The sequence below is a fragment of the Pseudodesulfovibrio piezophilus C1TLV30 genome, assembly GCF_000341895.1.
GTDB lineage: Bacteria > Desulfobacterota > Desulfovibrionia > Desulfovibrionales > Desulfovibrionaceae > Pseudodesulfovibrio > Pseudodesulfovibrio piezophilus.
The window spans coordinates 2,501,975-2,528,694 of record NC_020409.1; the positions used below are offsets into that span (position 1 = coordinate 2,501,975).

The following is a 26,720-nucleotide window of genomic DNA, read 5'->3' on the forward strand; positions in this document are numbered from 1 at the left end:
CTGCGGTGATACCGTTGCTGTGGGAGATGAGTCGTGATTTTTCAATCAGGCAAATTGATTTTACAATCGGCTATGATAGAGTAGCCAATACTCGGATCATGTTGTATTGTAGGGCTATGCATTAATAAAATAATAACCCTCTCATACATCATGAAACGTGTTTTTGTCTGTTTACTCCTGTTTGCGATCCTTCTGCCTGTTCCGGGGATGGCCTTGACTCCTATGAGAGTCAGCACCTCTATCAAGCCGCCGTTTTCGACTCATGATCAGACAGGTTTTTTTGATCTGCTGATCCTGGAGCTTGGCAGGCGGATCGAGAGGGAAATTGAATTCATCCGTCTTCCTCCGGGGAGGGCGCTCGTCTCTGCCAATGACGGGAAATGTGATATGGAATTGCCTCGAATCGGCGGTTTGCAGACAGAATATCCAAACTTGATTCAGATACCGGAAAAAGTCATAGAGTATCAATTTGTCGCTTTTTCCCGCACGGGAAAAGGGTTTTCCTGTTGGGAAGCGCTCCGTAATCGTCGGGTCGGCTATCTCCTTGGCTGGAAAATCTTTGAAAAGAATGTGCCTGATTCAGTCGGAGTGACGCATTTGCGAAATCCCGACATCATGTTTCACATGCTTGACCAGGGACGAATTGATGTGGCGCTGTATGAATTGTATGCCGGGAAAGCTAAGCTCCGTGAACTGGGAACTCATGGTATCAAGGTTTGCTGCCCGCCCCTTGCTGTCAGGCCCATGTATATTTACCTCCATAAAAGTCAGGCGTATCTTTCCTCACGGATTGCCAATTGCCTCAAGGCCATGAAAGCTGACGGCACGTATTTGAGGATATTGCACCAGGCATTGGGACAATGATGGTGAGTTTTCGGTCATGGTATTGGAGGCCGAGTTGTGCATTTATACAAAAAGAACGGACCCGAAAGCAGCTTCTGTGCTCTCGAATCCGATCTTGGATGATCCAAAGACAGGTCAGGCTGTCTCGTCTCGTTTCTTGCCGCTATACCTGAAGCGGCGCTTTTGTTAAACGTCGTCTGTGTTCGTTTTACCCATGTCTGACGGCGTGTTTTCCGGGAGAGCATCTGCCTGGGGCAATGTCTCTTCAGGCTTCACGGCGTCTTGACTGAGGGGGGCAGCTTCGACTTTCGGTTCCGCGTCCGTTTCTGGTTTGGGTGCGGCTTTGGGCGGCTCCATGTAGCGAGCAAAAACCAGGAAACCGGTGTGTGCGACCATGCGATCATCCGGCCGCAAACGGTCTGCCACGGGTTTCCATCGGCGGACCAGAATTTCAAGGACTTCCAACTCTGCAAAAGGACCAGCTTCCAGGCCGCGCAGCAGATCGGAAACTTGATTGACCGTTGGCAGCAAGAAACCACACATGGCACCAGGGATGACTGCGCTCGGGATGGACTGCAGATATTCCCACGGGGTACGGACATCAAGGAAGAGCGCGTCCGCACCAGAGTGGAGGAAGCCGTCCTCGATATTCTGGTTGATCTGCTCGACACGGTGGTCAAGGCCGACCCGTTGCAGGTTTTTCCCGGCAAGTTTGAAAAAGTCGGCACGGCGTTCATAGGTAATGACCTTGCCGGTATCGCCCACAAACCAGGCCAGGGCGGTGGTCAGGCCACCGGAACCGGTTCCTGATTCAATGACAGTGGAGCCTGGACCGATGCCGAGCTTCATCATCAGATAGCCGATTTCCTTGGGATACATGATCTGGGTCTGTCGCTTCACGCCTTTGATCAGGTCGTGCAGGGTTGGTTTCAAAATGAGATATGGTCGCCCAAGATGGGTTTTGACGTACTGGCCGAATCCGGCCTCCGCCACTTCATCCATGAGCAGTTTGCCATCATGGGTATGAACTTCCCCGCCTGCTTCGAGCTTGCGAAGATATCGTTTTCCCTTGTGGCTGATAAGCAATATGAGTTGTCCGGCTTCGAGCATTGTGCCGCCTCCTGATGAAATATGGACCTTGGGGGTACGGTGGAGCGCCGTGGAAGTCAAGAAAAACGGCTCAAGTGCTTCTTTCCCGCCTCACGGCTGCGGGAATTTGATTCTACCTGAGAAAGCTGTCAAAGACATTATTAATACCCGTTGTTTCTTCGACTTTGCTTGCCATAGCGGCTCGGCCCCTGTAGGACTGATTCATCCCATCCTTGACATGTGTCTCCGCGTCCTTAATAAACTGAGTAGATTTTTCGCCTGCATACAATGATGAGCGCAGGCCGCGAGGGAGAAGAGTGCATGGCTTACAAATACGTTTTCGGTCCCGTACTGAGCGGGCGACTCGGCCGGTCGCTCGGGCTTGATCTTTTGGGTGGCCGTATTTGTTCCATGGACTGTGTATACTGTGAAGTGGGTGCGACCCGCGATTTGACACTCTTTCGCAAACCCTATGTCCCTGCCTCTGATATCCTTGGCGAGCTCGCCGCCTGGAAGGATGAGGGACTGGCCCCACCGGACATGATTACGCTGGGTGGACTCGGTGAACCGAGTCTTAACTCGGAGATGCCGGCTGTTATTGCCGGCGCCAGGGAACTTTTTCCTGACACGGATGTCGCTGTGCTGACAAACTCCACCTTGATGACAGACCCGTCTGTCAGGACGGAGCTGGCACTGGCCGATGTGATCCTGCCGAGCCTTGATTCTCTGGTGAAGACCGAATTCGACGCCGTGAACCGACCGTGCGCCGGAGTTGATCCCATGGACGTCGCCCATGGATTGATGGCATTCAGACAGGGATTCAAGGGAAAGATATTTTTGGAAATTTTGCTTGTTGAGGGAGTCAACGATACTGACGCCAACCTCGCCAAGCTAACGGAATTTTGCAAACGGCTTACCCCGGATCGGGTGGATGTGGTCACAACGACCCGCCCCGGTACGGTCAGAGGAACCCGCCCCGTTGACGGGGCAATCCTGAGCCGTTGGCGCATGCAACTGGAAAGGGGCAAGGAAAAAAACTGCCCGACAGCGACTTCGAATTTGGAAGCACTGTCCCTGGAGCGGGTGACCGCTCTTGTCGGGGCATCCCTGGTTCGAAGGCCGCAGACAGTTCCCCAGTTGGCCGGAGCCTTGAACGTGGACCAGACGATGGTCCGCCAGGCCGTGGAAGCCCTCGTGAAGATGGGCGACGTCGTCTCTCGGGAAGACCGGGGCGAGACATTCTTCCACGGCACGGGGCACGTTCTCGAGGGCTAGACATGCGCTGTGACACATTGACATTTTTCATACGAGGTTTTTTATGACCGTCATCAAGAAGAGACGACAGAAGATGTTCATTTCCGTACTGCCGGGAGAACAGGTTGAAGTTGTTATTGCCGAAGAGGGTAAAGTCAACGAGTATTACGTTGAAATGGTCCATCAGGCCAAGACCAAAGGCAATATCTACAAGGGCTACATTCACAATATTGACAACGGGCTTCAAGCCGCGTTCATCAATTATGGCGCGGAGCGGAACGGATTCCTCCAGATAGACGAGGTCCATCCAGAATATTATATGGGCAGCCCGGCGACCAAGAAAGGCCAGCGCTTCCCACTCATGCAGAAGGTCCTCAAGCCCGGCCAGGAAGTCCTTGTCCAGGTCGTTAAGGAACCCACCGGTAAGAAAGGAGCCTTCCTGACTTCCTACCTGTCTTTGCCCGGTCGCAGTTTCGTTTACACTGTGGGGCGTAGCCAGATGGGCGTCTCCCGCAAGATCGAAAATGAAAAGGAGCGCACGCGTCTGAAGAAGGCGCTTGAGTCCTTTGAAACCACCGAAGGAGTGGGGCTTATCGCCCGGACTGCCGCTGTGGGACAGTCTAAGGCCGCTCTGGAGCGTGATTACAAATACCTCAACAGATTATGGACGGATATTCGGTCCAATGCCCAGAGCGAAAAGGCTCCGGTCATTGTCTATGAGGAACTCGGCCTCGCGGCCCGCGCTGTGCGTGATTATCTCAGCACCGACGTGACTGAGGTGTATGTGGATGACAAGGAGACCTTCGAGCAGGTTCGACAGTTCGTCAAACTGGCCTTTCCGCGCAAGAACAACCTCGTCAAGTTGCATGAGGACCATGACCTCAGCCTTCTGGAGCGGTTCAATCTCGTGAAGCAGGTGCAGGAAATTTATTCCCGTGAAGCATCCATGCCGTCTGGCGGGCGACTTGTCTTTGATGCCACCGAAGCGTTGACCGCCGTGGATATCAACTCAGGCAAGATCGGCGGCGAGAGGAATTTTCAGAAGATGGCCCTCAAGACCAACGTGGAAGCCGCACGGGAAATTGCCCGGCAGTTGCGTCTGCGCGATATCGGTGGACAGGTCGTCATCGATTTTATTGAAATGAAAAACCCTAAAGATTGCCGGGAAGTTGAAAAAGTCATGCGTGCCGAGATGAAGAATGATCGCGCGCGGACCGATGTCAGCCGCATCTCCTCTTTCGGATTGATGGAACTTGTTCGGCAACGCCTTGGCTCTTCAGCCATCGCCATTTCCACTGAACCATGTCCCTGTTGCAAGGGAACAGGCATTCGTCGCAATCTGGAATGGCAGGCGCTTCAGGCGTTGAAATCCATTCATCGTGAGATGCACAAGCCCGGCGATGAGGTCGTGGAATATTTATGCGAAGAGGAGTTGGCCATTTACCTACTCAACCACAAGCGCAAGATTCTTGCCGAATTGGAAGAGACCTATGGCAAGGAAATTCATGTGGATATCGAATTTGAATATGATGAATAGTCTCAGGGCGTGATTGTCGGGTGATCCTTCCTCTGGAAAGAGGGGGGATTCTGTGATCGACCTGAAGGCAACGAATGATAGAAAAACCGGCTTGAAAATGAATTTTCAAGCCGGTTTTTCTATGCTCATTGACGTCACTATAAGAGCGCGTGTTTTATCTTACCTCAAGCAGGGCGCTATAAAAGAATTCGCCCAACGGGGATTCCGGCGGGGTGGTCCATTCTCTTTTCAAGGTTGCTTCCGGGTATTTTTTCAAGAAACGGGCAGTCAGCCGTTCATTTTCATCCGGGTTGAGCGTGCAGGTGATGAGAGCGATTCTGCCACCTCGTTTGACGCGCTGGGCTGCATTATCCAGAATCTCGGCCTGGAGTTTGATCAGGTCGTCGAGGTCCTTTGTCTTGCGTTTCCATTTGGTGTCGGGTCTGCGCGACAAAACACCGAGGCCCGAGCAGGGCAGGTCGAGCAGAATGGTTCCCGGTTCATGCGGGGGAACAGCCGTGGCTGCATTGGCTTCAAAAACCGTCACTCCGGGGAGTTCCTTCTGAAGAGCCGAGAGTCTCCCGGTATGAGGGTCCGAGGCAAAGACCTTGAGTCCTTTTTCCAATAAAATACGGGTTTTCCCACCCCGTCCTGCACATGCATCCCAGACCGGGCCGGACCATGTCTCCGGGTCCAGAGCTTCGATCGCCTGTCGCGCGGCAAAGGATTGGCGGGCCAGAGGCGGGTCGGGTTCCTCCTCAAACGATGTTCCGGCCGGGAGGGCGAAGCTGAAACCTTCTATATCGAGAATTTCCGGTGCCCCAGCGAGGTCTGTAAAAATTTCGTCAGCGTCAGGATGGCCGAAGAGGTTGATTCCCATGGCAGGAGGTCCGGTTTGGGCCTCCAGATATTTGATGGCCTTGTCTTCTCCGTAAGTCACCCACCAGAGATCCACAATCCATTGTGGGCAGGAATACCATCGTGTGAGGAATTCCGGGAGCGATGCGTCCTTGCGGTAGAAATCCTTATCGTGGGCTTGGTCGCCGAGTTCGGAAATGCGTCGCAGGACCGCATTGAAGAGCCCTGATAAACGTGCGCCGGGTTTGGTCTTGGAAAATTCCACGGCCCAGTCCACTGAGGCATAGGCCGGGACTTTGTCCAGAAAAAGAATTTCATAGACGGCAACACCCATGGCAAGGCGCATTTTGGGCGACAGTTTTCCGGGGTCCTTGAGAAATCGTGACAGGACATACTCTATCCGGCCTTTCAGGCGGAGATAGCCATAACTCAGTTGTGTGGCGAGGCCAGCGTCGCGCGGGTCAATCGTCCCTGATGACAGGGCGACATCCAGGGCAGCCTGAATGTCCTGCCTGGAAAAAAGGCAGCGATAAAGTGCTTCGAGCGCCACCCGTCTCGCCGGAGGCAGGGGCTTGGGGGAACGTGCTTTCATGCTCCCTGCATACTCTTTGTTATACCATGCTGCAAGCGACGGTTTTGTGTCTTTTCTGATATTTTAGAGAGTGCACAGTAGTCAGCAGTCTTTTTTTCATGAAAAGAGACTGCGCAGAAGAAAATGAATTTATGGTTTAACGAATAAAAAGAGAGTTTTATCGCGAGCACGCACGAATAAGACGAATCAGTTCATAAGAGTATTTGGCATCAAGGGCCTCGTAGGTTGGTGAGAGGGCGACGATTCCTTTTTCTTTGAATTCGCGGAGTGTGTCGCGGATAAGGGATACTTCGATTTCCGGCAGGTTGGCGATCTGTTTGTAGTCTATCAGTCGCAATTGAGCAGCCTGTGTCAGATGTCGCCAAATGGAAGCGGGCTTGAGAGAACGGCGTTCTGCCACGGCGTCTATATCGCCAAGCTGAAAATAAAGATCCAGGGATTCCTGGGCGGTGGCAGGGAATTCTTTTTGTTTCTGTTTCTTTTTTTCGCGCTGTTCTGCCCTGTCAGCAGGGAGAGGGGGCGTCTTTGCCGGGCGGCCGTAGTTCTCTTCGTGGATATTCAAGCTCGTGAGGAATATTTGGCCGAAACGGTCGAGTTTGACTTCGCCGACGCCGGATATGCATCCAAAGGAGTCCAGGTCCTGTGGGCGATATTTGACGAGTTCCAAGAGGGTTTTGTCCGGGAAAATGGCATAGGGTGGAACCCCCTGTTCCTCAGCGATAGAGAGTCGTAAGTCACGCAGGGAGTTGAAAAGAGCTTCGGTTTCCCAGTCCGTGAGAATATCGTCGGCAGCGATGCTGGAACGGGTCTTTTTTGTCCTGGTCTTTTTGGGAAGGGCCGGGTCGGTGCGGAAGCGGATTTCCTTTTCTCCTTTGAGCACCGGCCATGAACGGGCGTTGAGAGTCAGGGCGTTGAACCGTTCAGTATCAACGGAGACGAGACCGCTGGCCAGCAGTTGGCGGTAGACAGATTTCCATTGGTTTTGATCCAGTTCCGTCCCGATACCGAAAGTGGAAATGTGGTCATGGCCGAAGCGTTGTATCTGGTCCGTCGTTTTGCCGACCAGAACCTGAGTCAGATAGTTGACGCCGAATCGTTGTTCCGTCCGATAGATATTGGAGAGCGCTTTTTGTGCGGCGACGGTCCCATCCCATGTCTCCACGGGAGACGTGCAATTGTCACAGTTACCGCATGGCTCGATATCCTCACCGAAGTAACCGAGGAGGGTTTGGCGGCGGCAAGTGGCGGTTTCAAGGTAGGCGAACATGGAACCGAGTTTGGAGACCTCGACCCGTTTCCGTTGATCATTGGCTTCCCCAGAGTCGATCATGGCGCGCAGGATGGCAATATCCTGCATACCATAGCACATCCAGGCAGAGGCCGGGAGGCCATCCCGCCCGGCGCGACCTGTCTCCTGGTGGTATGCTTCCAGGGATTTGGGAGGCTCCAGGTGGCAGACAAAGCGGACATTGGGTTTGTCCACACCCATACCGAAGGCCACGGTAGCGACCATGATGACGCCCTCTTCACGCATGAATCGTTCCTGGTTGTCGTGCCGTTCTCGCGGGGAGAGTCCTGCATGGTACGGGAGCGCATTCAATCCTTTTTCCTTGAGAAAAGCCGCTGTTTTGTCGACTTTTTTTCGGCTCAGTCGATAGACTATCCCTGCATCTCCGGAATGGTTTTCCTCAATGAACCGCAGGAGCATTTTTCGCCCGTTGTTTTTGGGCAGGATGGTGTAGGATATATTGGGACGATCAAACCCGGTGGCAAAGACGCCAGCTTGCTCCAGATGAAGATTGGCCACAATATCGCGCTGGGTCGGTTCGTCGGCCGTGGCTGTGAGGGCCAGTCTGGGGACATTCGGAAATCGATCCCGCAGGATGGAAAGTTGCATGTATTCCGGCCGGAAGTCGTGCCCCCATTGGGAGACACAGTGCGCTTCGTCAATGGCAAAGAGGCAGGGATTGCAGCGGTTAAGAAAGTCCAGGAAGCCAGGTTTGAAGAGGCGCTCCGGGGCGATGTAGAGAATGTCGAGTTGGCCTGTCTCCAGTCGATATTCCACGTCTCTTGCGGTGTGTGGGTCAAGAGAGGAATTGAGGCACGCGGCACGGACTCCCATTTGCGTCAATCCCTGTACCTGATCCTGCATGAGGGCGATCAGCGGAGAAACACAGATGCCGACTCCCTGTCTGAGCATGGAGGGGATCTGATAGCACAGGGATTTCCCTCCACCAGTGGGCATGAGAACGAGAGAGTCGCCACCTCTCATGACATTGTTAATAACAGGCTCCTGAAGGCCGATGAATTTGTTGAAGCCGAAGACTGTTTGCAGGATGTCGTTGGGGGCCTGAGGAATGGTTGGGTGAGGAGATGCTGTCATGGTGCGCGAGGGTAGGCCAAAGCCGGACAGTTGGCAACGTGGAGACTGTGGCGGCAGAGCCTCGGGGGGCAAGGAACGCTGTTTTTTGGAATAACCATATTGCCTAAACTTTTTTTTTCTGCGATTTTCCTATAACTAAAGTCTTTTTATCATACCATGAGGGGATTGGATGACCGCGAAAGAAAAGAATGCTCAGACAAAGCTGGAGCGAGCGCTTGCAAAGGCCGAGGCACGTATTCGGGAGCTTGAGTCGCGGTTGAAGTTAGAGAACTCGAATGACATGCCGGGAGCAGAACTTTCCGTGGAACAGAGAGCTGCTCTTCAGGATCACGTTTTTTCCTCCATGAAGAGCGTTCCTTTCTTTTGCCGCAATACCGGAGAATATGACCTTTTGTATATCGGTGTCAGTGTCGAGGTGGTCACGGGGTTGTCCATGACGCTTTTTTATGAGGACCCGTCCTTGTGGCAGTCCCGGATTCATTCGGAGGACAGGGATCGGGTGCTCGGCCGTTTTCGTCGTCTGGGGGAGACCAGAGTGACACGGTGTGAATATCGGTGGCAGATAGCGGATAGCAGTTATCGGTGGTTTTGCATGACCTTGCGATTGGTCCCGTGTGATGAGTTCGGTGATGATGGAACCGAATGTGTCGCCGGTGTTTTTTGGGATATAAACGGCCGCAAAATGACGGAAAAAGCTCTGCTTGAACGGGAAGAGCGATATCGGACAGTCGCCAACTTCACTCACGATTGGGAGTTCTGGCTCGGCCCTCATGGGATGTTCCTCTATATCTCACCATCCTTTGAACGGGTGACTGGCTACAAGCCTGAAAAGCTCAAGGAAGACCCTTCGCTTCTCTTCGAGACGATTGTTCATCCGCAGGACAGGGGGGCTGTTCGGCGCGCCTTGCTTGGTTCGTTGGAATCGGATGAACCTATCAGCCTGGATTTTCGCATCATTACGCGGTCCGGGGATGTCAGGTGGATTGGGCATGTTTCTCAGCCTGTGTGGGATGACAAAGGAGATCCTCTGGGGAGAAGAGCCAGCAACAGGGATATCACCGGTTTGAAGGAAACCATGCAGGAGCTACGGGACAAAAATCAGTTTATTGATGCCATCATGGATAACTCTCCGGCAGCGATTTATGCCAAGGACGTGGACGGTCGGTATCTTTTTGTCAATGTCCGCTTTACTGAAAAAATGCATAGGCCGGATCATGAACTCCTTGGCAAGACTGACTTCGGGATGTTCAGAAATGATTTGGCCGAACAGTTTCAGGAGGGCGACAAAGTCGTTCTGAAAACCCGTCAGCCGTTGTTTGAGGAGATAACAGTTCCCAATGGTGAGAAGACGGAGCACTGGACATCAACCAAGTTCCCCCTGCTGAGTGCGGAAGGAAATATTCTTGGAGTGTGTGGTATATCGCTGGATGTCACTGATTGGCGGGAGGCCGAGGTTCGCTTGAGACAATTGGCTCGGGCTGTGGAACAAAGTCCGGTTTCCATTGCCATGACCGATACGGCCGGTCGTATCTTTTCGGTGAATCCCTGTTTTGCTTCGACATCTGGCTATTCAGAAGAGGAAATGGTGGGGCGCAAGCTGGGATTCATGCTCACTGATGAGGATGAACTCTTCTATGATCAGGTTTGGGAGTGTGTCCGGGGAGGAGAAGAGTGGCTTGGTGAAGTCAGAAACCGAACGAAATCCGGTGATGTCCTGTGGGAACGGTGTTCCATTTCTCCTGTCCGTGACAGGCATGGCGTGGTCGAGAACTTTGTTGTGGTCAAAAGTGATATTACTGAACGAAAGCGTCTGGAGCGGCTGGAGAAGGATGTGGAACGGATCGTCCGGCATGACCTCAAGTCTCCCATCATGTCCTTCATCTGGGTGCCTCGCACTTTGCGTAAGGCCGAGAATATTACCGAGGAGCAGCGGCTTTTGCTCGGGGACATGGAGCAGGCTGCCCATCGATTGCTCAGAATGGTCAATCTCTCGCTTGATCTTTTCAAGATGGAAGAAGGAACTTACGAGTTTGCGCCGGAGGATCTTAATATCCTCCGTGTCATTCAGAATGTGATGGTTGACTTGGGCGAAACCCTGGATCGGCTTCAGGTCTCGATCTCGATTTATATTGATGGGAGGCCGGCCGAGGAAAATGAATGTCTCCTTGTGCAGGGCGAAGAGTTGCTCTGCCATTCCATGCTCGCCAATCTGGTAAAAAATGCAGTGGAGGCCTCTGAAGCCGGCGATCGGGTAACCATCCATTGTAGTACTGACGAAGAGATGAGCATTGCCGTTCACAACAAAGCTGTGGTCCCCGACGATATCAGGGAGAGCTTTTTTGAAAAATATGTCACGTCAGGCAAGCGGTTCGGTACCGGGTTGGGGACGTATTCGGCACGGCTCATCGCCCTGACGCAGGGGGGCAGAATTGAGATGAAAAGTACTGCTGAGTCCGGGACGACTGTGACGGTCTCTTTCCCGGCACGACCCTGCCTGGCAGGGGGCACCATGTTTTAATTTTGAGGAATCCCTTTTCTTTTTCATAATGGAAATCCCTCGTCATCTTTATTTGACAAGGGATTTTTCATTATCGATAGGTGCTGATTCTATTCTATTGAATCGGTGGTTTCGGGAAGTCGGAAAAAAAAGTGTCGGCCCAGGTAAAGGCATGCTGGTAGCTGACAGCCACGGTTCCGGGCAGAAGCTTGAGGCCTTTGGCCTTGACTCCCACTTCATCCCAGTCTGAATTTTCAATGGCCTGGGCAAGCTCAAGCCAGAGAGAATAGCGATTTGTCTTGCCGCACAAGGCTTCCTTGATCTGGTCGTCTACAGGGAGATGATTGACCAGTTTCTCCATATTACTGTCCAGCATGGCGTCGAGCATGGAGAACAGGCCGAGCATAAAGAGTTTGTCTGATTCGTCCTCGTAGCCGCCGCCCAGAGCCGCTGTCTCGAACAATTTGGCGCGGTGGGCTGAAAGGTACGCCAGTTCACTGCTCTTCTCCGATGGTGTGAGATCTGTCAGAATAATCAGACGGAGCCAGTTCCGAATGGGTTTCCAGCCAGCCAGAACCACGGCCTGCCGGATTGAGGTCACAATGGTGGCAAAACTGAAATTTGCGGAATTGAGAAAGTTGAGAAGTCGGTAGCTGATGGAGACGTCCGCCTCGATAGCTGGAGCAAGAGCGTCAAAATCAGGTTCTTTTTTTTCAATGATTTCAAAAAGTTTAAATCGTGTTGCTTCGGAAGAAGTGATCTTTCGGCCGGATTCTGTCGAAGGATGTTTAAAGAAAAAACCGTGGAAAAGAGAGAACCCGGCATTCTTGGCACGCGCATGATCCTCGGCGTTTTCAACCCGTTTTGCGACGATATGGGGTGTGCCGAGAGCCTTTCCTTTCTCGGCTATGGTGGCAAGATCCGGGTCGTTCTTGTCGGCCATATCCACAATGAGCGTGGAAGCGAATTCCGTTAACCGTTCGCATCCTGGTTTGCCTTCGAAATTGTTGATGGCCAATTCATAGCCATCTGCTTTGAGGTCTTTCAGGGCCGTGAGCAGTTCTTCCGTGGGGTCGGTGTTTTCTTCAAGAATAAGTAGCGTGTTGTCCCATGGAACAGCCAGATGTGTGCCGCGTATGATGTCGGCCGGCGTGAAATGGATCAGTAGTTTGGCGTTGTTGCCCGCGATTCCTCCGCACAAGGGGAGGTTGGCAACAAGGTTCATGGTTGCTTCGGAGTCGTCCGTGAAGATGGCTCGGTCAGCATCGTCGCTGTCCCGAAACAATGTCATGTATCCCCACGTATTGTTGTGGGCGTCAAAAATGGGTTGCCTGGCTATGAAAATTGACTGGTATGCTCTGTCTTCACTCATACTGCCCTCATGGTGGTCAAAGTTACGTATCCCACCGAGACTTTCTCTTTTTTCCCTTCTTGCATCAATAAGTCGAAAGGTTTGAAGCGTCAAGCATGCCCCGGTTGATTTTGTCCCTATCCCAATTGAGCCTTTCTTCTTCGGGCCGAGTATATTATGGAAGCTCCAGCACAGGTGTATCCGCTTTGCGGATTTTGACATTAGCCATGAAGAAGAGGTGCATAATGCATATCGGCAAAGCCATCCGTCTTGAGAGAATTTTCAATCGCAACACTCATCGGACAATTATCGTTCCCATGGATCATGGTGTGACCGTCGGCCCTATCGCAGGGTTGGAAAAAATGCGGGATACCGTCACCAATCTTGTTGCCGGGGGCGCAAACGCCGGTTTGGTCCATAAGGGCCAGGTCAAGCTCGGGCATCGTATGCAGGGGCGTGATTTCGGATGTATCGTTCATTTGTCCGCCGGCACCTGTCTTTCCCCGTTTCCCAATGTGAAAAGATTGGTGACTACGGTGGAAGAAGCCATACGCCTTGGTGCTGATGGCGTGAGCGTCCATGTGAATTTGGGAGATGAAACCGAAGGCCAGATGCTCAGTGATCTTGGGAGCGTCGCAGCCTCTGCGTCCGAATGGGGCATGCCCCTCCTGGCCATGGTCTATGCGCGTGGGCCGAAGGTCAGTGACGAATATGCTCCGGATGTGGTTGCCCATTGCGCTCGTGTGGGAGCGGAACTGGGGGCAGATGTCGTCAAGGTCAATTATCCGGGAGATGCGGATTCCTTTGCCAAGGTAGTGGAATGCGCCTGTGTGCCAGTGGTCATCGCCGGGGGAGCCAAGCTTGATTCCACCCGCGATTTTCTCGATATGGTCAGGGTTTCCATTGATGCCGGAGGAGCTGGTCTTTCCGTGGGGCGTAATGTTTTCCAACATGCCGACCCCACCCGCCTCGTGGAAGTGCTGAATCGCATCGTTCATATGGGGATGACAGTGGATGAATCGCTGGAAGGGTACGAAGATATTCTCTAGCCAGTGCGAATAAAGATGTTTCCTCTCCTGTCGGTTTTTTCGGCAGGAGAGTTTTTTTTGCTTTTTCTTTGTGTGTCTTGTTCGTGGCTGCGTTTTTCGATGTCAGTTCGCGGCACGGCCAGAGCCTCGGAGAGGTGATATCCCTTTTGCCTGAGTTCATCAGCACCGGGAAGCTCCCCTCCAGCCTCACGAAAGATGAATATGGTTTTTGGCACGGTTCCCGCTCTCCTTTTCCTTGTGCATGTTTGAATCGTCTATAAATCGATTGACCGATTATAATATCGCTTTGTTGATTTATAGATAGGTATTTGAGAGCGGAAAGTCCAATGAAAATCACACTTTTTTAGTACGTAATATGCTATTTTACTTTGATTTTTCCATCAAATAAAATTACAGGTTTTTTCATTGTTCGAGCCTTCAATGCATGGTCTTTTTCGATGATAAGCCCGTGGATATGACAAAACGCCCCGTGCAGAATTCTGCACGGGGCGTTTTGTCATATATTTTTAGGCCTGGGTGTTGTCTGCCTTGAAGACGAAGAGAGGCAGTCTGGCCAGAACTTCCCAGTTGTCGCCGTTTTTGATGGAAACACTGACGTGGTGTTTGCCTTCGGCTTCAACTTTGAGTCCTGGGAGCTGAAAATTCATTTTGTGCAGGGCTGTTTCCGCCGGAGTGATTTCCTGAATGCCGAGCAGGGTGTCCTGGCCGTCCGGGCCGGTCAGGTTGAGAGACACGGTGAATGGTTGTCCCCCATTCTTTTCCATGTCCCAGAGACTGGCAAAGTATACGGGCGGCAGGACGGCCGGGAGTTCCGGGACCACGGCGTGTTCAACGGTACGAATGAAGGATGTGGAGCTGGAATCTTTGTCTATGAGCAGGTCCGCGCTCATCAGAGCATAAACAAGTCTGGGCATTGCGCCTCCTTATTGGTTGATGGGACGATGAACCCCTGAGAGGGTTTCCCGGAGGTCTTCGGGTAACGTGAGAACCGCGTCGGGGTCAATCTCGACCAGGAGCAGCGCCGAGGCTATGCGTTGGCCCGGGGTGCCATGGTTGACCCCCTCTCTGAGGGCTGGCAGGGCATCTTTGCCTATTTCGGCAAGGGTCCTGAATGCCATCTGCGCCAGTGGCGTGCCTCCACGTCCCAGCAGGCGTGTCAAGATTTGACTGGCCTTGTTTCCTATATGCCCGACCATGCAAGTGCCGGACTCACTGCCAAGAAGTGCAAGCTCGAATTCTATCATGGCCGGGTCAGCTCCGATCAGGTCTATGGCTTCTGCTATGACATGCATGGCTCGAATGTCATCAGTCTCCAGAGCCCTGATCAGGGCGGGGACAGCGCTTTGTGCGCTGGGTCCCAGTCTTCCGAGTAGCCATGCGGCCTTGGCTCTAACAGCACTGTCTTCTGTCTGCAGGGTTCGAATCAGGGCCGGAATGCTGTTACTCCCCATCAATTTGAGGCTGAACGCAGCGGCATCCCGAACATGGGGCCGGAGGTCGGCAAGGCGTTTTACCAGGAACGGAGCCGCAGTCTTTCCGAGCATTCCAAGGCTGTGTGCAGCGAGGCTTCTGGTGTGCACGTCCGTATCGTTGAGTGATTTCAGAAGGGTGTCCATACCGAGTGCCGGGGAGGGCAGGAGAGAGAGACCGATAACCGCCCCCCTGCGTTGGAGCGGCGAGCCGTGCTCGGCCAACTGCATCAAGGGTTTGAGGGCGCACTGTCCCATGAGGTCCAGTTCCATTGCGGCTGTAAGGCGAATATCACCGGATTTGTCAGCCAGGCGCATTGCGACATCGGGTATCGATATGTCCTGAAGAGGAGCGGCATGAGCACTCCATGCGAACACCAAAAGGAAAAGAATGGCCGGAGCCAGGACTGTGTCCAAAACCATATTTTGTCTTTTGACTATTTTCATGGGGTGCCTTGATGTGATTCGGACTTATTTTCTGGTCATATCGCTCCACGCCCAGACCACATTGCCGCCAATGGCGCGGGTGATATCGCCTTCGTAGTCGCGTTCGAGGCGGTAGGTGGTGGGGGGGAAGTCCCGACTGTTGTCCGAGTAGAATATGAGTTCGAGATCCTCATCGAGTCGCTTGGTGTTGACTCGCTTGACCATGGCTCCCCCGTCCTCGCCGGGTTCGCAAACAAGCATGATTTTCCCCGCCGGGCTGGGGTCACGGTCATTGCGGTCTACCAGGACGATATCGCCAGGATGCAGGGTGGGGATCATTGACAGTTCATTGGCTCCGATCTCGACAGCCACGAGGTTGGTGCGAAAGCGGATGGATTCCTGATGCCTCCAGACGAGAACCCAGCCCTCCACCTTGTCTTCGGGGATGAGGCCCGGACCTGCCGCCACAGGAGATGCCGCAAGTGGCACAGCCAGATAGTCATCAGGAAGTGGGTCTGGACTATTGTCTCCTGACTGAGACTTGCCAGGCATGTGAAAGCATATTTCCCGTGCTGCATCGGTCGGTTCGTCGCCAAATGAAATGGAGACTCCGACCTTGTCGAGAATATGTCCCAGAGAGTCGGCGTTGAGGCCTCTTTCCTGCTTGAGGAATCTGTTCAGCTGGGAAGGATCAATGCCGAGTTCGTCGGCCATCCTTTTGTTGTTGGGATATCGCTTCCCTCTGCCTATGCGGCTGATAAGCGCCTGCCGTACGTCGTCAGTAAATCCCATGAGTCTTCCTCCGTTCCGTGGTCGGGATGTCTTGTTTATACATAGTTTTTGATGGATGTCTAAAGTTTTTTGTCAAAATTAGTTGACTCTCTAATAGTCAATCGACTATTTATAGGCGTCCATGTGAACGGGAAGGCTGAGGGTCAGAGGAGGATTTATGTTGAAAAAGGTGGAACTGATGCGTGTGGAGCAGGGGGATGAGGGAACCTTCGGGGTCTTGCGGCTCGAAGGGCGTGCCTACTGCGTTACTTTAGAGCCTCCGGACAGGGACAACATGGCAAATATGTCGTGTATCCCCGCCGGTCACTATATGTGCAGACTGGTGGAGTCTCCACGCTTCGGCAGGACGTTCGAGGTGATGAATGTTCCGGGGCGCTCCCACATCCTGTTACATCCGGGCAACGTGGTTGGGGATACCCGTGGCTGCGTTTTGCTCGGTAGAGAATTCGGTCGATTGAGGGGAGACAGGGCAGTGCTCAATTCCGGGAAAACCTTTGCCGGTTTTCTGGAACAGTGCGGCGATGTAAACGAATTCGCCTTTATGGTGACAAACGCATACGAGGAGTAATCATGGATAATTTTTGTTTGAAGGGTGCGCGGGATATCTGCGACGCCGTGGGAGAAAATCCTAAAAATATACATGAATTGGTCAAGGATCATGGGCTGCCGGCATGGAAGCGGGGGGCCAAGGGAACATGGCGGGCCTTGCCCGATGATCTCAGGCTCTGGATTCGCGAACAGCGGGACCGGAATATCGGGTATTTCCTTTACGGTGACGGTTGCATGATTGACGGAGGCAAGCGTCGATCTCCAGAGGACGCCTGATTTTGACCAACCAAGGGGCCGGGTTTCTCCGGTCCATTCTTTGTGTGTCATTCGAGATGATACCTGACTACCCCCGAGCCGTTGACACCGCTTCGGGGGTGTTTCTCGTTTGGAGCGTTCACAGAGAGCCGTACTCCATGCTCCGGCTCCAGGCGGACCACACGCTCGGCCAAGGCCAGGCAGTGTTCAAGCTTATTGATCTTTTCGAAAAGCGGGTTCAAAGGGCGTCTCATAAAAGTCCGGTGAGATGGTGGGGTGTCACGAGGCTTTTGTATGACTGATTCAGGGACTTTTTGTAAGACACTCCTCTCATCTTTTGTCATCATTTTCGAATCGGTATTGTGGGTGGATATGATCTGGGTATGATTAGTCGGTTCGTTGCGAAGAGAGACAGGGAGAGCCAGTGATGGTGGTGTGAAGAGAAGGGAGTTGGAAGAGGATATAACGGCCGGAGGCTTATGAAGGGGGGCCTCCGGAGAAAGGGGCGGAGATTTTCGTATTTTTTTATTTTCAGGAGGAGATGCTGGCGTGGGGCCGAGTAACCAGTTCATTTTATCCTGAAAGACGGTTTGGGGGGATTTGTCATTCACGGCGAATTCATAGGTATACTCGCCGACTGTGTAGGCTGTCCCTGCATATTGAAGCGGTCCTGTTGAAACAAGCCCGACCACACCAAGGGTGGCATTGAGAATCATGCAACCAGGCAGAACCAGGATCGCGACTGCAAAGAAAGTGTTTCGGACAAAGAGGTGCTTCATGCCAGGGGCATTGCACTGCTTATACCGTTTTTGACAATTACGTGTGAATTTGAATTGTTGCCGTGGTGGTCATCATGGCAATTCTTTTGCCATAGACAGAGTGTCAAAAAACCGGGAAAAGCTTTTGTGGATGTGCAGGACGGCCTGTCATTGGGTTTGCTAAAAGAAAGATCGGAGCAGGGTCTCCTTGCTCCGACCTTATTTGTAAGGAATAGACCCGGTTATTCGGTGAATTGTCGCCCGATGTCGAACGCCTTGCCGACGCGCTCGCCCACAGTGTGATAATCGCGCGTGCCGGGGTTGAAGATGAGTGGCAGAATTTTTTCTATATCGGGATGTTTGCCATCCACGAGCATATCCTCATCGCACTTGACATCCTTGATCTCACCGACCAGCAGGGTGTGGATACCGAGTTCATAGACATGGCTCAACTCGCACTCGATAACAAGCGGAAATTCATCAATGTATGGAGCTTCCACAACATCACTGGCCACGGCGGTCAGTCCGGCCTTGGCCAGTTTGTCTTCATTCTTTCCCGAGGCGATACCAAGGTAGTCGGCTTCAGCCGCAAGTGCCTTGGTGCAGACGGAAATGGTGAATGCCTTGTGCTTCATGATTCCGGCATAGGTATGTCGGGAAGGGCGCACGGAAACTGTCATACTGGCAGGTTGGGAGCTGGCAATGCCGCCCCAGGCTGCGATCATGGCGTTGGGTTTGTCGTTTTCATCATAACTCCCCACAGCCCAGACCGGTGTCGGTTGGGCCAGGGTTTTGGCTCCGAGGGATTTTTTCATGAATGGTGACTCCTTTTATGAATGATGTTGAGGATATTACGAGAATCTGTTGAAAATGCAAACCGGTCTCAAAGGGTTTGAAGCATTGGGGTAACTCGAGTCACCACCTTTTTTGCGATGGCCGAGCAGTGTCGGCAGGCATCACAGTCCTTGAGACAGTCAGACACACGATGCAGAAAATCGTCAGGGAAACGGGTGTTCTCCACCACTATCTGATCTGCCAGGTCTCCGACTGCGTCCAGGAGAAGTAAAAGGTTGCCGGTAAATCGTCCATCGAGATAGGCAGAAATGGTTTGCTTCAGGAACGGGGTTCCCTTGTTTCTCCCGCATATTTTAAGACTCTCCACCATACCTGCATAACGGGCAGCATCTTCAGGCCGGATAAAAGGAGAGGCAAGGATCAGGCTCGGGTCGGTGATAAACCGTCGGATGCAGCCGAAATAGTGATTCATGGCAAAGGTTCTGTCCCGACACAGATTCTCGTTGATCATGGCGATGTGTGCATCATGGGCCGGTTTATATGGACAAAAGGGAAGGCATCCTTCATTGGCAATGAGTTGAAGCTGGATGTCCGGATATGCTCCTTTGAGTCGTTCGGATATCCGGCCCAGATGTTCGAGATCCCGATTGAGGGAGCGGTCCAGAATGATCCGGCTTGGGGGAAGGAAATGGGTGGTTCGGATCATTGACAGCATGGAAAAGCACCGCCCTGCCGAGTCCAACATGGAATTGATGCTGGGAATGGCTTCCAGGCTCGCCGCAACTTCGGGATGTGCATCCGAAAGGGCTTGCAGGTGATACGGATCGGCAAAGATGATTCCGGTGATCCCGGTTTCTCCTGCCAAATGAGAGAGCGCCTCGGCAGTGGATCGGAGAGCGTGGGGAGAAAAATATGTGTCAGGAGCGTGGAGCCTGGTGTTCATCAATGCGTATCGGGGAGTACCCTCCAGGGCCTTCAATCCGGCGATCACATCTTTGAGACCATGATGCTCAAGGCGTTGGCGAGCATCGACTATGGTTGGATCATACAGGCTGAAATGGACTGACGCCAGTGAGCCTCGGCATTCAGTCAGAAAAGAGATGTACTCCGGGTCAGGGGTAAGCGGCACATCCAGCGGCAGCATGCTTATTCTCCCTTGGCAAACCGAGCAACCGGGCTGATCCATTCCGGTCGGGGTTGGTAGAACAGGCCGTGTCCTTTGGTACTCTTGATTCGTTTTTCACTGAAAACAAGATCTCTGGTTTTGGACTGGGCAAAAGCCTGCACGCATGATCCGGCTTCAAGGTCACTGCCGGTATAGAGAGAAAGGATACGGCCTCTGAGTCGCGCTCCGCGTTTTCTTTTGAGGAATTGATCATACGCATAGGATTTGCGCCCTTTGCCGCATCCGGCCAGAATGACGTATCGTGCGCTGGGATTGGCTAGTGACGAAGCCGTGAGCAAGGCCATGTAGCCTCCCTTGGAAAATCCGACGACGGTGATGTTTCCGGCCGGGACTCCGGCAGCCATCAGGGTCCGTATCTGCGAAGTTATCCTGGCTGCATATCGGTTGGGGTTGGTCTTGGGACGCACCTCTTCAATGACAGTGAACCCTCTGTCCTCGAAATGTTTGATGATCGAATCGTAGAGATAGATGCCGTAGCGTTGGCTAACCGCATTCTTCCCTTGCTCCTCCATTATGGCCCCATGCAGGTAGAAGATGTATTTGTTCTGGGGAGCGGACTGGGCAAGGGCTTCTTCAAAGGGGATGGCATGTGCGGGAAGAGGTGTCAGAGCTGTCAGGACTATGATCAGGGCCGCGATCATTAAACGATTCATTCCACTCTCCGGGGTTGGTTCGTGTCCATGCTATCCCGTAGAACAGTGACAGTAAAGCGGGGACCGGGTGATGACCCGATCCCCGCTCTTTGTATGACATTTAGAAGCGCTCATACTCATCTTCATGAGGGATGTTCGTTCCTCCGGGAAGAGATGGAGCGGCATTGCGATTACTGACAACCGTTGTCCGGTGGATGTTTTCGCCTTGTCCGAAACCGTTGTCGCTGACTTTGAAAAAGGTCATGGCGTGGGCCAAACGCTGGGCCAGGCTGGCAAGTTCTTCGGAGGTGGCGGACATCTCTTCCGCCGCAGAGGTGTTTCCCTGGATGACCTGATCCAGATGGTCAATGGCGGTACTGATTTCAGTCACTCCCTTGTCCTGTTCCTGACAACTTGAGGCTATTTCCTGAACCAATTCCGCGGTTTTGCCGATTTGCGGCACCAGTTCCCTGAGTTTTCGGACTGCCGTGTCAGCCACATCCATGGAAGCATCAGACAGAGTTCCGATTTCTTCTGCGGCCTGGCCGCTTCTTTCGGCCAATTGTCGAACTTCGGCAGCGACAACGGCGAATCCCTTGCCATGTTCCCCGGCTCGTGCCGCTTCAATGGCTGCATTGAGCGCTAGCAGATTAGTCTGGCGCGCTATCTCTTGAATGATGGTGATTCGTTCCGCAATACTCCGAAGGGCATCCATGGCTTCCTGAACGGATTCGCCGCTCTCCCGCGCTCCCAGAGCAGCCTGGCTGGCGATGGATTCTGTTTCCATGGCGTTGTCGGCGTTACTTTTCACCCCGGCGCTCATCTCATCCATAGCTGCGGAAACCTGCTCTATGGAGGCAGATTGTTCTACTGCCGCCTGAGCCAGACTTTGCGCCGTGGCAGATAACTCTTCGCTGCCCGAGGCGACATTGTCAGTGGAGGCATTGACTTCCTTGACCACGGAATTGAGTTGCCCGGCCATATTGGTCAGCGAGGTTGCCAATTGGCCGACTTCATCCTTTTGAGTGAGATCAATGGTGGCGCGGAGGTCGCCGGTGGCCACGGTTGTGGCGAAGTCCATGCCCTTACGCAAGGGACCAATGATCCCTCGGCTGATAATCCATGCCAGCAACAGTCCGAGGCAGACCGCGAAGACACTGAAGAGCACAACGCCGATCAGCGTATTATCCGCTTCGGCCAGCATGGTCTCGTCGGTCATGACATTGTCGGAAATGATCTGCATGCACTGATTGAGAATGTTCTGGATGGAGATCAGTGCCGGTTCGGTGACGGTGGTGTAGATATGCTTGGCCTTGTCGTAACCTTCCTGCCGATGATCATTGAGGGTGAGGAGGGCGTCTATTTCTTCCAGGGTTTTTTGGGCCATGGGGGCCGTGACCTGATGAAAAACGTGTTGCGCCCCGGTAAAATCACCCTTGGCGAGAAGGGCGTTTATCTCCCGTGCGGACTGATGCAGGGCCTTGTGAGGCTCATAAATGGTTTCTACCAAAGCGCCAAATTCCGGATCATCGAGCATCCGTTGTCTGGTCTCATTGGAATAGAGCCATTTCCCCAGGCTGCATTGATGTGAATCAGTCTGGACTTCCGCTCCTGACTTGAGCCTATCAATAAGGGCGTCCTTGATTCTTCCCATCCATGAGAGATGGTCCAATTTTTTGTTTCTCAGGAAAACGCCCAGTTCCACATCGGCAGGTGCATAGGCTTTCCCGATGTCTGCAGCAGATGCGTGAAGGGCATTGTGATATTTTTCGATTTTCGCCAGCAGGGGCTTGATTTGTGGGACCAGTTGTTCGGCCTTGGTTCGGGCCTCGCTGTAATACCACTTGCCGAAGGCGCACTGAGAGGGGTCAGTTTCGACATCAAGGGTGTGAAGGTTTGAATCGGTCAACAGTTCGTTGACCTTTTCAGCCCATTTGAGGTGGTCCAGCACTTTTTGGGTAAAGTTTCCCCGCAAGGAATTTCCTGCAATAACTTCCGTCGAGTTATTTACAATACCGTTGATACCATAGATAGACCAGCTCCCCAACGCTACAAGAAGCAGCAAAATGGTTCCGAATCCAATGCCGAATTTGGCGCAAAGTCTGCAATCCTTCCAACTCATAAGCCACATCCTCTTTCTGCTCGATGCTTGTTTCCACGGCCTGTCGTGTTGCGTAGGCACGGTCGGCTCGTTGGCATAAGAAGCTTTCTTCAATCATCTTATGGAATCAAGCGATTATAAATACCTTCAGTACTATGATGCTTATTTCTATGTATAATACGATAAAGATGCAAGCTTATTCTGACTTCAGATTGAGAGCCTCCGAAGTTTGAATGTGAAGAAGCTAAAGAGAATAATCGGGATCTTTTGAGATACTATGGAAGAGTTGAATACCAGAGATGAAAAAGAGCATCGAAACGCAGTGGTGTCATTTCAGTAATGCACATGATTGTGATTTTCTCAAACCATACTGTTGATCAGAGTGGTTTACTGAAATAGACGCTGGCAAGGATTTGTTTGACGGTGGGACGTGTTTCAATGAGGGCGTCAATGGCTCCGAAAGCGTTTGAAGTCATCCAGGGCACGAGCCTGGACCAGAGAGCGAATAATATCAAGGTTTTCATAATTCTCGAAGAGGAGATGAATGATGTCTTGATCCAGATCGCCCGATTTCGCCAGGGTTGTGAGAACTTCCTTGGCTTCCTGGGGGATCATGCCATCGCGGTAAGGGCGATCTTCGGTGATGGCGGTGTAGACATCGGCTACAGCCAGGATGCGGCTGCCGAGTGAGAGTTCACTGCCCCTACGGCCATGGGGGTAGCCCTTGCCATTGAGTCGCTCGTGATGCTGGCAGGCCCAAACCGCAATATCTTCCATGCCGGGAATGGAGTGGAGCACTTGTTCGCAAACGTGAGCATGGTATTGTACGGTCTCGAATTCCTTGTGGGTCAAGGGAGCGGGTTTGTCCAGCAAGGTAACGGGAACTGCCAGTTTGCCTATGTCGTGCAGGTTGCCAGCCAGACGAATACGCCGCTGATCCGCTGCATCCATACCTGCCAGCCGGGCAAGCTCTACGGCCATTTCAGCCACGCCCAGGGAGTGTGTGGCCGTGTGCCGGCTACGAAAATCAATAATATGAGAAAAAAAGCGTGAGAAATGTAGGAGTTGTTCTTCAGGGATACTTTGGTCACCGAATGTCTCCCCGAGGAGTTCCCTGATAGGTGTCTCAGTGTCTTCAATGCGATCCCAGAATTCCTGTTTGGAGGAGGCTTCCATGAAAGCTGCGATGGCTCTTTCGGAGTAAATGGTATCCGAATAGCCGGAAATGATTTCACGCAGTTTATGGGGGCTGAAAATATTGGTTCCTATTTTGGACAGAACATCCACCCGGTCCATCAGATTGAGCAGATTGCTGAAAAAGAGAATATCTTTGTCAACCTTGTCCGGGTTTTTCAGAAGTTCCCGCCAAGGGGTGTGGTGATATTTGACAAGATATGCTGAGCGGTTGAGAAGCGGGTGTCCTTCCAGAAGCTTGAAGCCCATGGAGGCGTGTTCGGTCAGGTCCGCGTCAAAGTTTAGACCATCGAGGCTGAAATTAAGAGAAAAGGCTCCTATGTCATGTAATAGCGCAGCCATGATCAGGTCCGCAGCGTCTGTTTTGCTCAACCCAAGGGTTGGGGCCACTGTCGCACACGCTATGCCGACTCTGCGATGGTGGCCTGTGACAGCGGTGCTCACATAGTCCAGCGCGTTGGAGATCCCATTGATCAAATCGAGCAGATACACGTCTTTCATTGTCTTGTTCTGGTTTTTTCCCGTTATTTCGGTTTATGAAAGGGGCGGCGCACTCGGCTGCGTGGGGAAATCGAAACCTTTCTCATAAACTAATATATTCTTGAGTAATGGGCGAATTTTGCGCCTGTTGTCCTCATGTGTCAACACCTTATTCCTCCCTCTTTTTGCCCCGTTACATCCCTGTTTTGCCCGTTGACGGTTTTCTTCCAAATGTGGTGCTACAATGTTGATACCATGTTGACGGAAGGCAAGAGCATGAAGTGAGGTAGTGTCATGGCCACCAGTGTCATAGAAATCTGCAACAACGCCCTTCTTGATCTGGGCGAAGATGTCATTATGTCCCTAGGGGATGAAAGCAAAGCGGCCGGATTGTGTAATAATCGTTGGCCAGCGGTGCGGGATGCGGTGCTTCGGGCCCATCCGTGGAACTGCGCCATGTCCCAGGCCGAGTTGGCCGTGTCGTCAATCGCGCCCCTGTGGCGCTGGGAATACAAGTATGTTCTCCCCCCGGACTTTCTTCGCATTGTTCGTGTGGTGGGGCAGGATGGCACTGAGGTGGGGGATTGGGAGATCCAGGGTGGTGTGATTCTCTGTGACGAAGAAGCTCCCATGTTCATCTCCTATGTGCGACGAGAGTTGGACCCCATGAAGTATGATGCGCTTCTTGATGAGGCCCTCTCAGCCCGTTTGGCTGCCACTTTGGCGTATCCGCTTTCGGCCTCCACGTCCCTGGCCCAGGCATACTGGAATATCTACCAGGAGAAGCTGGGTGAGGCCCGTGGTGTTGATGCGCGAGAAGGTATTCCCGAGTCCGTCACCGCCACAGGGTGGTTGGGAGCGAAGATCGGCCGCACGCGTTGAGTTCATGTCCGGAAGGCCTTCAAGCCTTCCGGCTCCTCGCTTCAAAGGGTGTCTCTTCTGGTTTTCTGATGAGGGAAGTCGCTTGACGGGATTCTTCCCTGTGAATCAGATTCTTTTTATTTCCTACCGTATGCGCCCACTTTTCTTTTCGTCTATTAGAATTGTCTCTGCGGAAGAAATATCAGTTGATTTTTACTGTCTAAGAGGGGAATTGCCTCCCTTTCGCGGGTGTGTTTTCCGCCATTGAGCCGGAGTTTGTTCAAGGCCGCCCCGCAGCCAGAATCCCATCCGTTTTCGCTTTGCTTCGTCTTGTGCCTGTTCCAGCCGGGGCTGATGTCGCGTGTTCGGTTCATACCGTTCCGCCAGGGCCAATCCTGCACGGACCAGTTCCTCGTTGAGCATGCTGGTTCCTGAATAAACATAAGCCAACAGGCGACCATGTCTATCCCGTCGAGTCCGATCGAATTCCAGTCTGAGGTTTTTGCCATAGCAGAATTTCAAGGCAAAGGATTTGGCCTGTGTTCCATATTCCTGTCCCCACTCCGGTGCATCGACTCCGATGAGCCTCACGGCCTGGGAATGGCCTTCGTATTCGACCAGTATGGAATCCCCGTCAATGAGGTGGAGAAAAGGGACTGTTTCGTCGGCCTGGGCTGTTGCTGATGTGCCGAGAAAGAAAAGAATAAGAAAGAAAAGAAAAAGTTTATTGTGAAGTCTCATCAGTGTATCCTAGTTTTTTTTCTTTTCTAGTTCCAGTGTAAAAGACTTCCGGGAGGGCATATGGAAATTACTTTTCTTGTTGATAATAATTCGTTGGTTGGAAGCTATTTTTTGGCTGAGCCGGGTTTGTCCATCCACCTTGACACCGGTAACGTCCAGGTCTTGTTAGATGCGGGCTATTCTGATGTTTTTCTGACCAATGCCCGCCGCAAGGGGTTGGATCTTCTGTATCTGGATTGGGTGGTTCTGTCTCACGGTCATTTTGACCATACGTGGGGTTTAGATGGCCTGATTCGTCATTATTTCGAAGCTGCATCCCAGGGGATGGCCCATTCCAGGCCCCGCTTGGTTGCGCACCCGCGAGCCTTTGATTCACGTCAGCACGAAGATGTCCCGGAAATAGGCATGTTGCTGGTCGAGGAAAAACTGGCTCGGCAGTTTGAATTGCATGTTTCGGCAGAACCTCTGTGGTTGACAGATCGGCTCGTCACTCTCGGAGAAATCCAGCGGGTCATGGACTTCGAGGATGTCACGACCCTGGGGCAGCGGTTGGGAACGCATGGGCTTGTCGAGGATCATATCCCGGATGATACCGCCATGGCGTATCTTGGGGATGACGGGTTGGTCGTGATTGCCGGGTGCGCTCATTCCGGCATCTGCAATACGGTTGAACAGGCCCGGCGTGTCACAGGCATCGACAAGGTCAACACCGTGCTGGGTGGCTTTCATCTGCAAAAGGCCTCAAGCCGGAGGTTGGACGCAACCACTGAGTACCTGGCTGGATTGTCACTGGACGGACTCTACGCCTGTCACTGCACTGACCTTGCCGCCAAGATAGCTCTCGCCCGATCCTGCCCTTTGCGTGAAGTCGGGGCCGGATTGAGCCTGACGGTATGATGTGAGACAGACAAGCTTTTTTTTGAGGGGAAAAGGTGTGTCCCGGTCCGAGCCTTGTCGTAGTTTTTCTCTGTGTTATTCCACTGGATATAGTATTCGACAGTTCCTCTTCGAGCATTTACAAAAAGAATTAAGGGAAGTCGCCACAATGG

24 protein-coding genes are annotated in these 26,720 nt (G+C 52.6%); 9 read left to right on the plus strand and 15 right to left on the minus strand.

Going from position 1 to position 26,720, the window contains the following annotated elements; all coding sequences use genetic code 11:
• The first annotated feature begins 150 nt into the window (after nucleotides 1–150).
• A complete protein-coding gene (locus tag BN4_RS11780; RefSeq protein ID WP_015415625.1) occupies nucleotides 151–864 on the plus strand; it encodes a substrate-binding periplasmic protein in 714 nt (237 codons plus the stop codon).
• 165 nt (nucleotides 865–1,029) lie between these two features.
• On the opposite strand, the gene BN4_RS11785 is transcribed toward BN4_RS11780, so the two are convergent.
• A complete protein-coding gene (locus BN4_RS11785) occupies nucleotides 1,030–1,953 on the minus strand; it encodes a tRNA (adenine-N1)-methyltransferase (RefSeq protein WP_015415626.1) in 924 nt (307 codons plus the stop codon).
• Between the two features lie 300 nt (nucleotides 1,954–2,253).
• On the opposite strand from BN4_RS11785, the gene BN4_RS11790 reads away from it, so the two are divergent.
• Together BN4_RS11790 and BN4_RS11795 are read left to right on the plus strand one after the other, a co-directional pair.
• On the plus strand, nucleotides 2,254–3,207 hold the full coding sequence (locus BN4_RS11790; protein WP_015415627.1) for a radical SAM protein: 954 nt from the start codon (nucleotides 2,254–2,256) through the stop codon (nucleotides 3,205–3,207).
• Between the two features lie 43 nt (nucleotides 3,208–3,250).
• The gene (locus tag BN4_RS11795; RefSeq protein ID WP_015415628.1) at nucleotides 3,251–4,723 is read left to right on the plus strand and encodes an Rne/Rng family ribonuclease; all 1,473 of its coding nucleotides are present in this window, start codon (nucleotides 3,251–3,253) and stop codon (nucleotides 4,721–4,723) included.
• 154 nt (nucleotides 4,724–4,877) lie between these two features.
• Here BN4_RS11795 and BN4_RS11800 read toward each other — a convergent pair whose 3' ends face one another.
• Both BN4_RS11800 and recQ read right to left on the minus strand, forming a co-directional pair.
• On the minus strand, nucleotides 4,878–6,152 hold the full coding sequence (locus BN4_RS11800) for a transcription antitermination factor NusB (protein WP_015415629.1): 1,275 nt from the start codon (nucleotides 6,150–6,152) through the stop codon (nucleotides 4,878–4,880).
• 157 nt (nucleotides 6,153–6,309) lie between these two features.
• Complete coding sequence (gene recQ, locus BN4_RS11805) at nucleotides 6,310–8,535, minus strand: DNA helicase RecQ (RefSeq protein ID WP_015415630.1); 2,226 nt, start codon at nucleotides 8,533–8,535, stop codon at nucleotides 6,310–6,312.
• 169 nt (nucleotides 8,536–8,704) lie between these two features.
• Between recQ and BN4_RS17265 the strand changes: the two genes are divergently transcribed.
• Nucleotides 8,705–11,053 (plus strand): PAS domain-containing sensor histidine kinase, encoded by a 2,349-nt coding sequence (locus BN4_RS17265; RefSeq protein WP_015415631.1) that lies wholly within the window; start codon nucleotides 8,705–8,707, stop codon nucleotides 11,051–11,053.
• A gap of 94 nt (nucleotides 11,054–11,147) precedes the next feature.
• Here BN4_RS17265 and BN4_RS11815 read toward each other — a convergent pair whose 3' ends face one another.
• A complete protein-coding gene (locus tag BN4_RS11815) occupies nucleotides 11,148–12,404 on the minus strand; it encodes an EAL and HDOD domain-containing protein (protein WP_015415632.1) in 1,257 nt (418 codons plus the stop codon).
• Nucleotides 12,405–12,628: 224 nt separating this feature from the next.
• Between BN4_RS11815 and BN4_RS11820 the strand changes: the two genes are divergently transcribed.
• On the plus strand, nucleotides 12,629–13,432 hold the full coding sequence (locus BN4_RS11820; RefSeq protein ID WP_015415633.1) for a 2-amino-3,7-dideoxy-D-threo-hept-6-ulosonate synthase: 804 nt from the start codon (nucleotides 12,629–12,631) through the stop codon (nucleotides 13,430–13,432).
• On the opposite strand, the gene BN4_RS11825 is transcribed toward BN4_RS11820, so the two are convergent.
• From BN4_RS11825 to BN4_RS11840, 4 genes are all read right to left on the minus strand, one after another.
• Nucleotides 13,429–13,647, minus strand: a complete 219-nt coding sequence (locus BN4_RS11825; RefSeq protein WP_041720329.1) for a hypothetical protein — start codon at nucleotides 13,645–13,647, stop codon at nucleotides 13,429–13,431. The two genes, BN4_RS11820 and BN4_RS11825, sit on opposite strands and share 4 nt — an antisense overlap.
• 291 nt (nucleotides 13,648–13,938) lie before the next feature.
• Nucleotides 13,939–14,346 carry a DUF6941 family protein gene (locus BN4_RS11830; RefSeq protein WP_015415634.1) on the minus strand — a complete coding sequence of 136 codons (408 nt, stop codon included), beginning with the start codon at nucleotides 14,344–14,346 and terminating at the stop codon, nucleotides 13,939–13,941.
• 9 nt (nucleotides 14,347–14,355) lie between these two features.
• On the minus strand, nucleotides 14,356–15,348 hold the full coding sequence (locus tag BN4_RS11835; protein ID WP_015415635.1) for a HEAT repeat domain-containing protein: 993 nt from the start codon (nucleotides 15,346–15,348) through the stop codon (nucleotides 14,356–14,358).
• 24 nt (nucleotides 15,349–15,372) lie between these two features.
• Nucleotides 15,373–16,119, minus strand: coding sequence for a S24/S26 family peptidase (locus tag BN4_RS11840; protein ID WP_015415636.1), 747 nt, complete (start codon nucleotides 16,117–16,119; stop codon nucleotides 15,373–15,375).
• Nucleotides 16,120–16,276: 157 nt separating this feature from the next.
• Here BN4_RS11840 and BN4_RS11845 point away from each other — a divergent pair, with 157 nt between their 5' ends.
• Nucleotides 16,277–16,687 (plus strand): DUF5675 family protein, encoded by a 411-nt coding sequence (locus BN4_RS11845; protein ID WP_015415637.1) that lies wholly within the window; start codon nucleotides 16,277–16,279, stop codon nucleotides 16,685–16,687.
• A gap of 2 nt (nucleotides 16,688–16,689) precedes the next feature.
• Entirely contained in the window at nucleotides 16,690–16,944 is a 255-nt protein-coding gene (locus BN4_RS11850) for a MerR family transcriptional regulator (RefSeq protein ID WP_015415638.1), read from the plus strand.
• A gap of 47 nt (nucleotides 16,945–16,991) precedes the next feature.
• On the opposite strand, the gene BN4_RS11855 is transcribed toward BN4_RS11850, so the two are convergent.
• From BN4_RS11855 to BN4_RS11880, 6 genes are all read right to left on the minus strand, one after another.
• The gene (locus tag BN4_RS11855) at nucleotides 16,992–17,702 is read right to left on the minus strand and encodes a hypothetical protein (RefSeq protein WP_015415639.1); all 711 of its coding nucleotides are present in this window, start codon (nucleotides 17,700–17,702) and stop codon (nucleotides 16,992–16,994) included.
• Between the two features lie 221 nt (nucleotides 17,703–17,923).
• Nucleotides 17,924–18,496, minus strand: coding sequence for a flavin reductase family protein (locus BN4_RS11860; RefSeq protein WP_015415640.1), 573 nt, complete (start codon nucleotides 18,494–18,496; stop codon nucleotides 17,924–17,926).
• 68 nt (nucleotides 18,497–18,564) lie between these two features.
• Complete coding sequence (locus BN4_RS11865) at nucleotides 18,565–19,620, minus strand: hypothetical protein (protein ID WP_015415641.1); 1,056 nt, start codon at nucleotides 19,618–19,620, stop codon at nucleotides 18,565–18,567.
• Nucleotides 19,621–19,622: 2 nt separating this feature from the next.
• On the minus strand, nucleotides 19,623–20,315 hold the full coding sequence (locus tag BN4_RS11870) for a hypothetical protein (RefSeq protein ID WP_015415642.1): 693 nt from the start codon (nucleotides 20,313–20,315) through the stop codon (nucleotides 19,623–19,625).
• Between the two features lie 100 nt (nucleotides 20,316–20,415).
• Entirely contained in the window at nucleotides 20,416–22,416 is a 2,001-nt protein-coding gene (locus tag BN4_RS11875) for a methyl-accepting chemotaxis protein (RefSeq protein WP_015415643.1), read from the minus strand.
• A 426-nt stretch (nucleotides 22,417–22,842) separates the two neighbouring features.
• A complete protein-coding gene (locus tag BN4_RS11880; RefSeq protein WP_015415644.1) occupies nucleotides 22,843–24,090 on the minus strand; it encodes an HD-GYP domain-containing protein in 1,248 nt (415 codons plus the stop codon).
• Between the two features lie 273 nt (nucleotides 24,091–24,363).
• Here BN4_RS11880 and BN4_RS11885 point away from each other — a divergent pair, with 273 nt between their 5' ends.
• On the plus strand, nucleotides 24,364–24,951 hold the full coding sequence (locus BN4_RS11885) for a hypothetical protein (protein WP_015415646.1): 588 nt from the start codon (nucleotides 24,364–24,366) through the stop codon (nucleotides 24,949–24,951).
• Nucleotides 24,952–25,143: 192 nt separating this feature from the next.
• Here the strand turns inward: BN4_RS11885 and BN4_RS11890 are convergent, their stop codons facing one another.
• Nucleotides 25,144–25,671: a thermonuclease family protein gene (locus BN4_RS11890; RefSeq protein WP_015415647.1), complete on the minus strand. Its 528-nt coding sequence runs from the start codon at nucleotides 25,669–25,671 to the stop codon at nucleotides 25,144–25,146.
• Between the two features lie 60 nt (nucleotides 25,672–25,731).
• Here BN4_RS11890 and BN4_RS11895 point away from each other — a divergent pair, with 60 nt between their 5' ends.
• A complete protein-coding gene (locus BN4_RS11895; RefSeq protein WP_015415649.1) occupies nucleotides 25,732–26,568 on the plus strand; it encodes an MBL fold metallo-hydrolase in 837 nt (278 codons plus the stop codon).
• Nucleotides 26,569–26,720 lie beyond the last annotated feature (152 nt).

What these genes read in the sequence shown, in the direction of transcription:
- BN4_RS11780 (WP_015415625.1), top strand. Translation starts at nt 151, where the DNA reads ATGAAACGTGTTTTTGTCTGTTTACTCCTGTTTGCGATCCTTCTGCCT.
- BN4_RS11785 (WP_015415626.1), bottom strand. Translation starts at nt 1,953, where the DNA reads ATGCTCGAAGCCGGACAACTCATATTGCTTATCAGCCACAAGGGAAAA.
- BN4_RS11790 (WP_015415627.1), top strand. Translation starts at nt 2,254, where the DNA reads ATGGCTTACAAATACGTTTTCGGTCCCGTACTGAGCGGGCGACTCGGC.
- BN4_RS11795 (WP_015415628.1), top strand. Translation starts at nt 3,251, where the DNA reads ATGACCGTCATCAAGAAGAGACGACAGAAGATGTTCATTTCCGTACTG.
- BN4_RS11800 (WP_015415629.1), bottom strand. Translation starts at nt 6,152, where the DNA reads ATGAAAGCACGTTCCCCCAAGCCCCTGCCTCCGGCGAGACGGGTGGCG.
- recQ (WP_015415630.1), bottom strand. Translation starts at nt 8,535, where the DNA reads ATGACAGCATCTCCTCACCCAACCATTCCTCAGGCCCCCAACGACATC.
- BN4_RS17265 (WP_015415631.1), top strand. Translation starts at nt 8,705, where the DNA reads ATGACCGCGAAAGAAAAGAATGCTCAGACAAAGCTGGAGCGAGCGCTT.
- BN4_RS11815 (WP_015415632.1), bottom strand. Translation starts at nt 12,404, where the DNA reads ATGAGTGAAGACAGAGCATACCAGTCAATTTTCATAGCCAGGCAACCC.
- BN4_RS11820 (WP_015415633.1), top strand. Translation starts at nt 12,629, where the DNA reads ATGCATATCGGCAAAGCCATCCGTCTTGAGAGAATTTTCAATCGCAAC.
- BN4_RS11830 (WP_015415634.1), bottom strand. Translation starts at nt 14,346, where the DNA reads ATGCCCAGACTTGTTTATGCTCTGATGAGCGCGGACCTGCTCATAGAC.
- BN4_RS11835 (WP_015415635.1), bottom strand. Translation starts at nt 15,348, where the DNA reads ATGAAAATAGTCAAAAGACAAAATATGGTTTTGGACACAGTCCTGGCT.
- BN4_RS11840 (WP_015415636.1), bottom strand. Translation starts at nt 16,119, where the DNA reads ATGGGATTTACTGACGACGTACGGCAGGCGCTTATCAGCCGCATAGGC.
- BN4_RS11845 (WP_015415637.1), top strand. Translation starts at nt 16,277, where the DNA reads ATGTTGAAAAAGGTGGAACTGATGCGTGTGGAGCAGGGGGATGAGGGA.
- BN4_RS11850 (WP_015415638.1), top strand. Translation starts at nt 16,690, where the DNA reads ATGGATAATTTTTGTTTGAAGGGTGCGCGGGATATCTGCGACGCCGTG.
- BN4_RS11855 (WP_015415639.1), bottom strand. Translation starts at nt 17,702, where the DNA reads ATGAAGCACCTCTTTGTCCGAAACACTTTCTTTGCAGTCGCGATCCTG.
- BN4_RS11860 (WP_015415640.1), bottom strand. Translation starts at nt 18,496, where the DNA reads ATGAAAAAATCCCTCGGAGCCAAAACCCTGGCCCAACCGACACCGGTC.
- BN4_RS11865 (WP_015415641.1), bottom strand. Translation starts at nt 19,620, where the DNA reads ATGCTGCCGCTGGATGTGCCGCTTACCCCTGACCCGGAGTACATCTCT.
- BN4_RS11870 (WP_015415642.1), bottom strand. Translation starts at nt 20,315, where the DNA reads ATGAATCGTTTAATGATCGCGGCCCTGATCATAGTCCTGACAGCTCTG.
- BN4_RS11875 (WP_015415643.1), bottom strand. Translation starts at nt 22,416, where the DNA reads ATGAGTTGGAAGGATTGCAGACTTTGCGCCAAATTCGGCATTGGATTC.
- BN4_RS11880 (WP_015415644.1), bottom strand. Translation starts at nt 24,090, where the DNA reads ATGAAAGACGTGTATCTGCTCGATTTGATCAATGGGATCTCCAACGCG.
- BN4_RS11885 (WP_015415646.1), top strand. Translation starts at nt 24,364, where the DNA reads ATGGCCACCAGTGTCATAGAAATCTGCAACAACGCCCTTCTTGATCTG.
- BN4_RS11890 (WP_015415647.1), bottom strand. Translation starts at nt 25,671, where the DNA reads ATGAGACTTCACAATAAACTTTTTCTTTTCTTTCTTATTCTTTTCTTT.
- BN4_RS11895 (WP_015415649.1), top strand. Translation starts at nt 25,732, where the DNA reads ATGGAAATTACTTTTCTTGTTGATAATAATTCGTTGGTTGGAAGCTAT.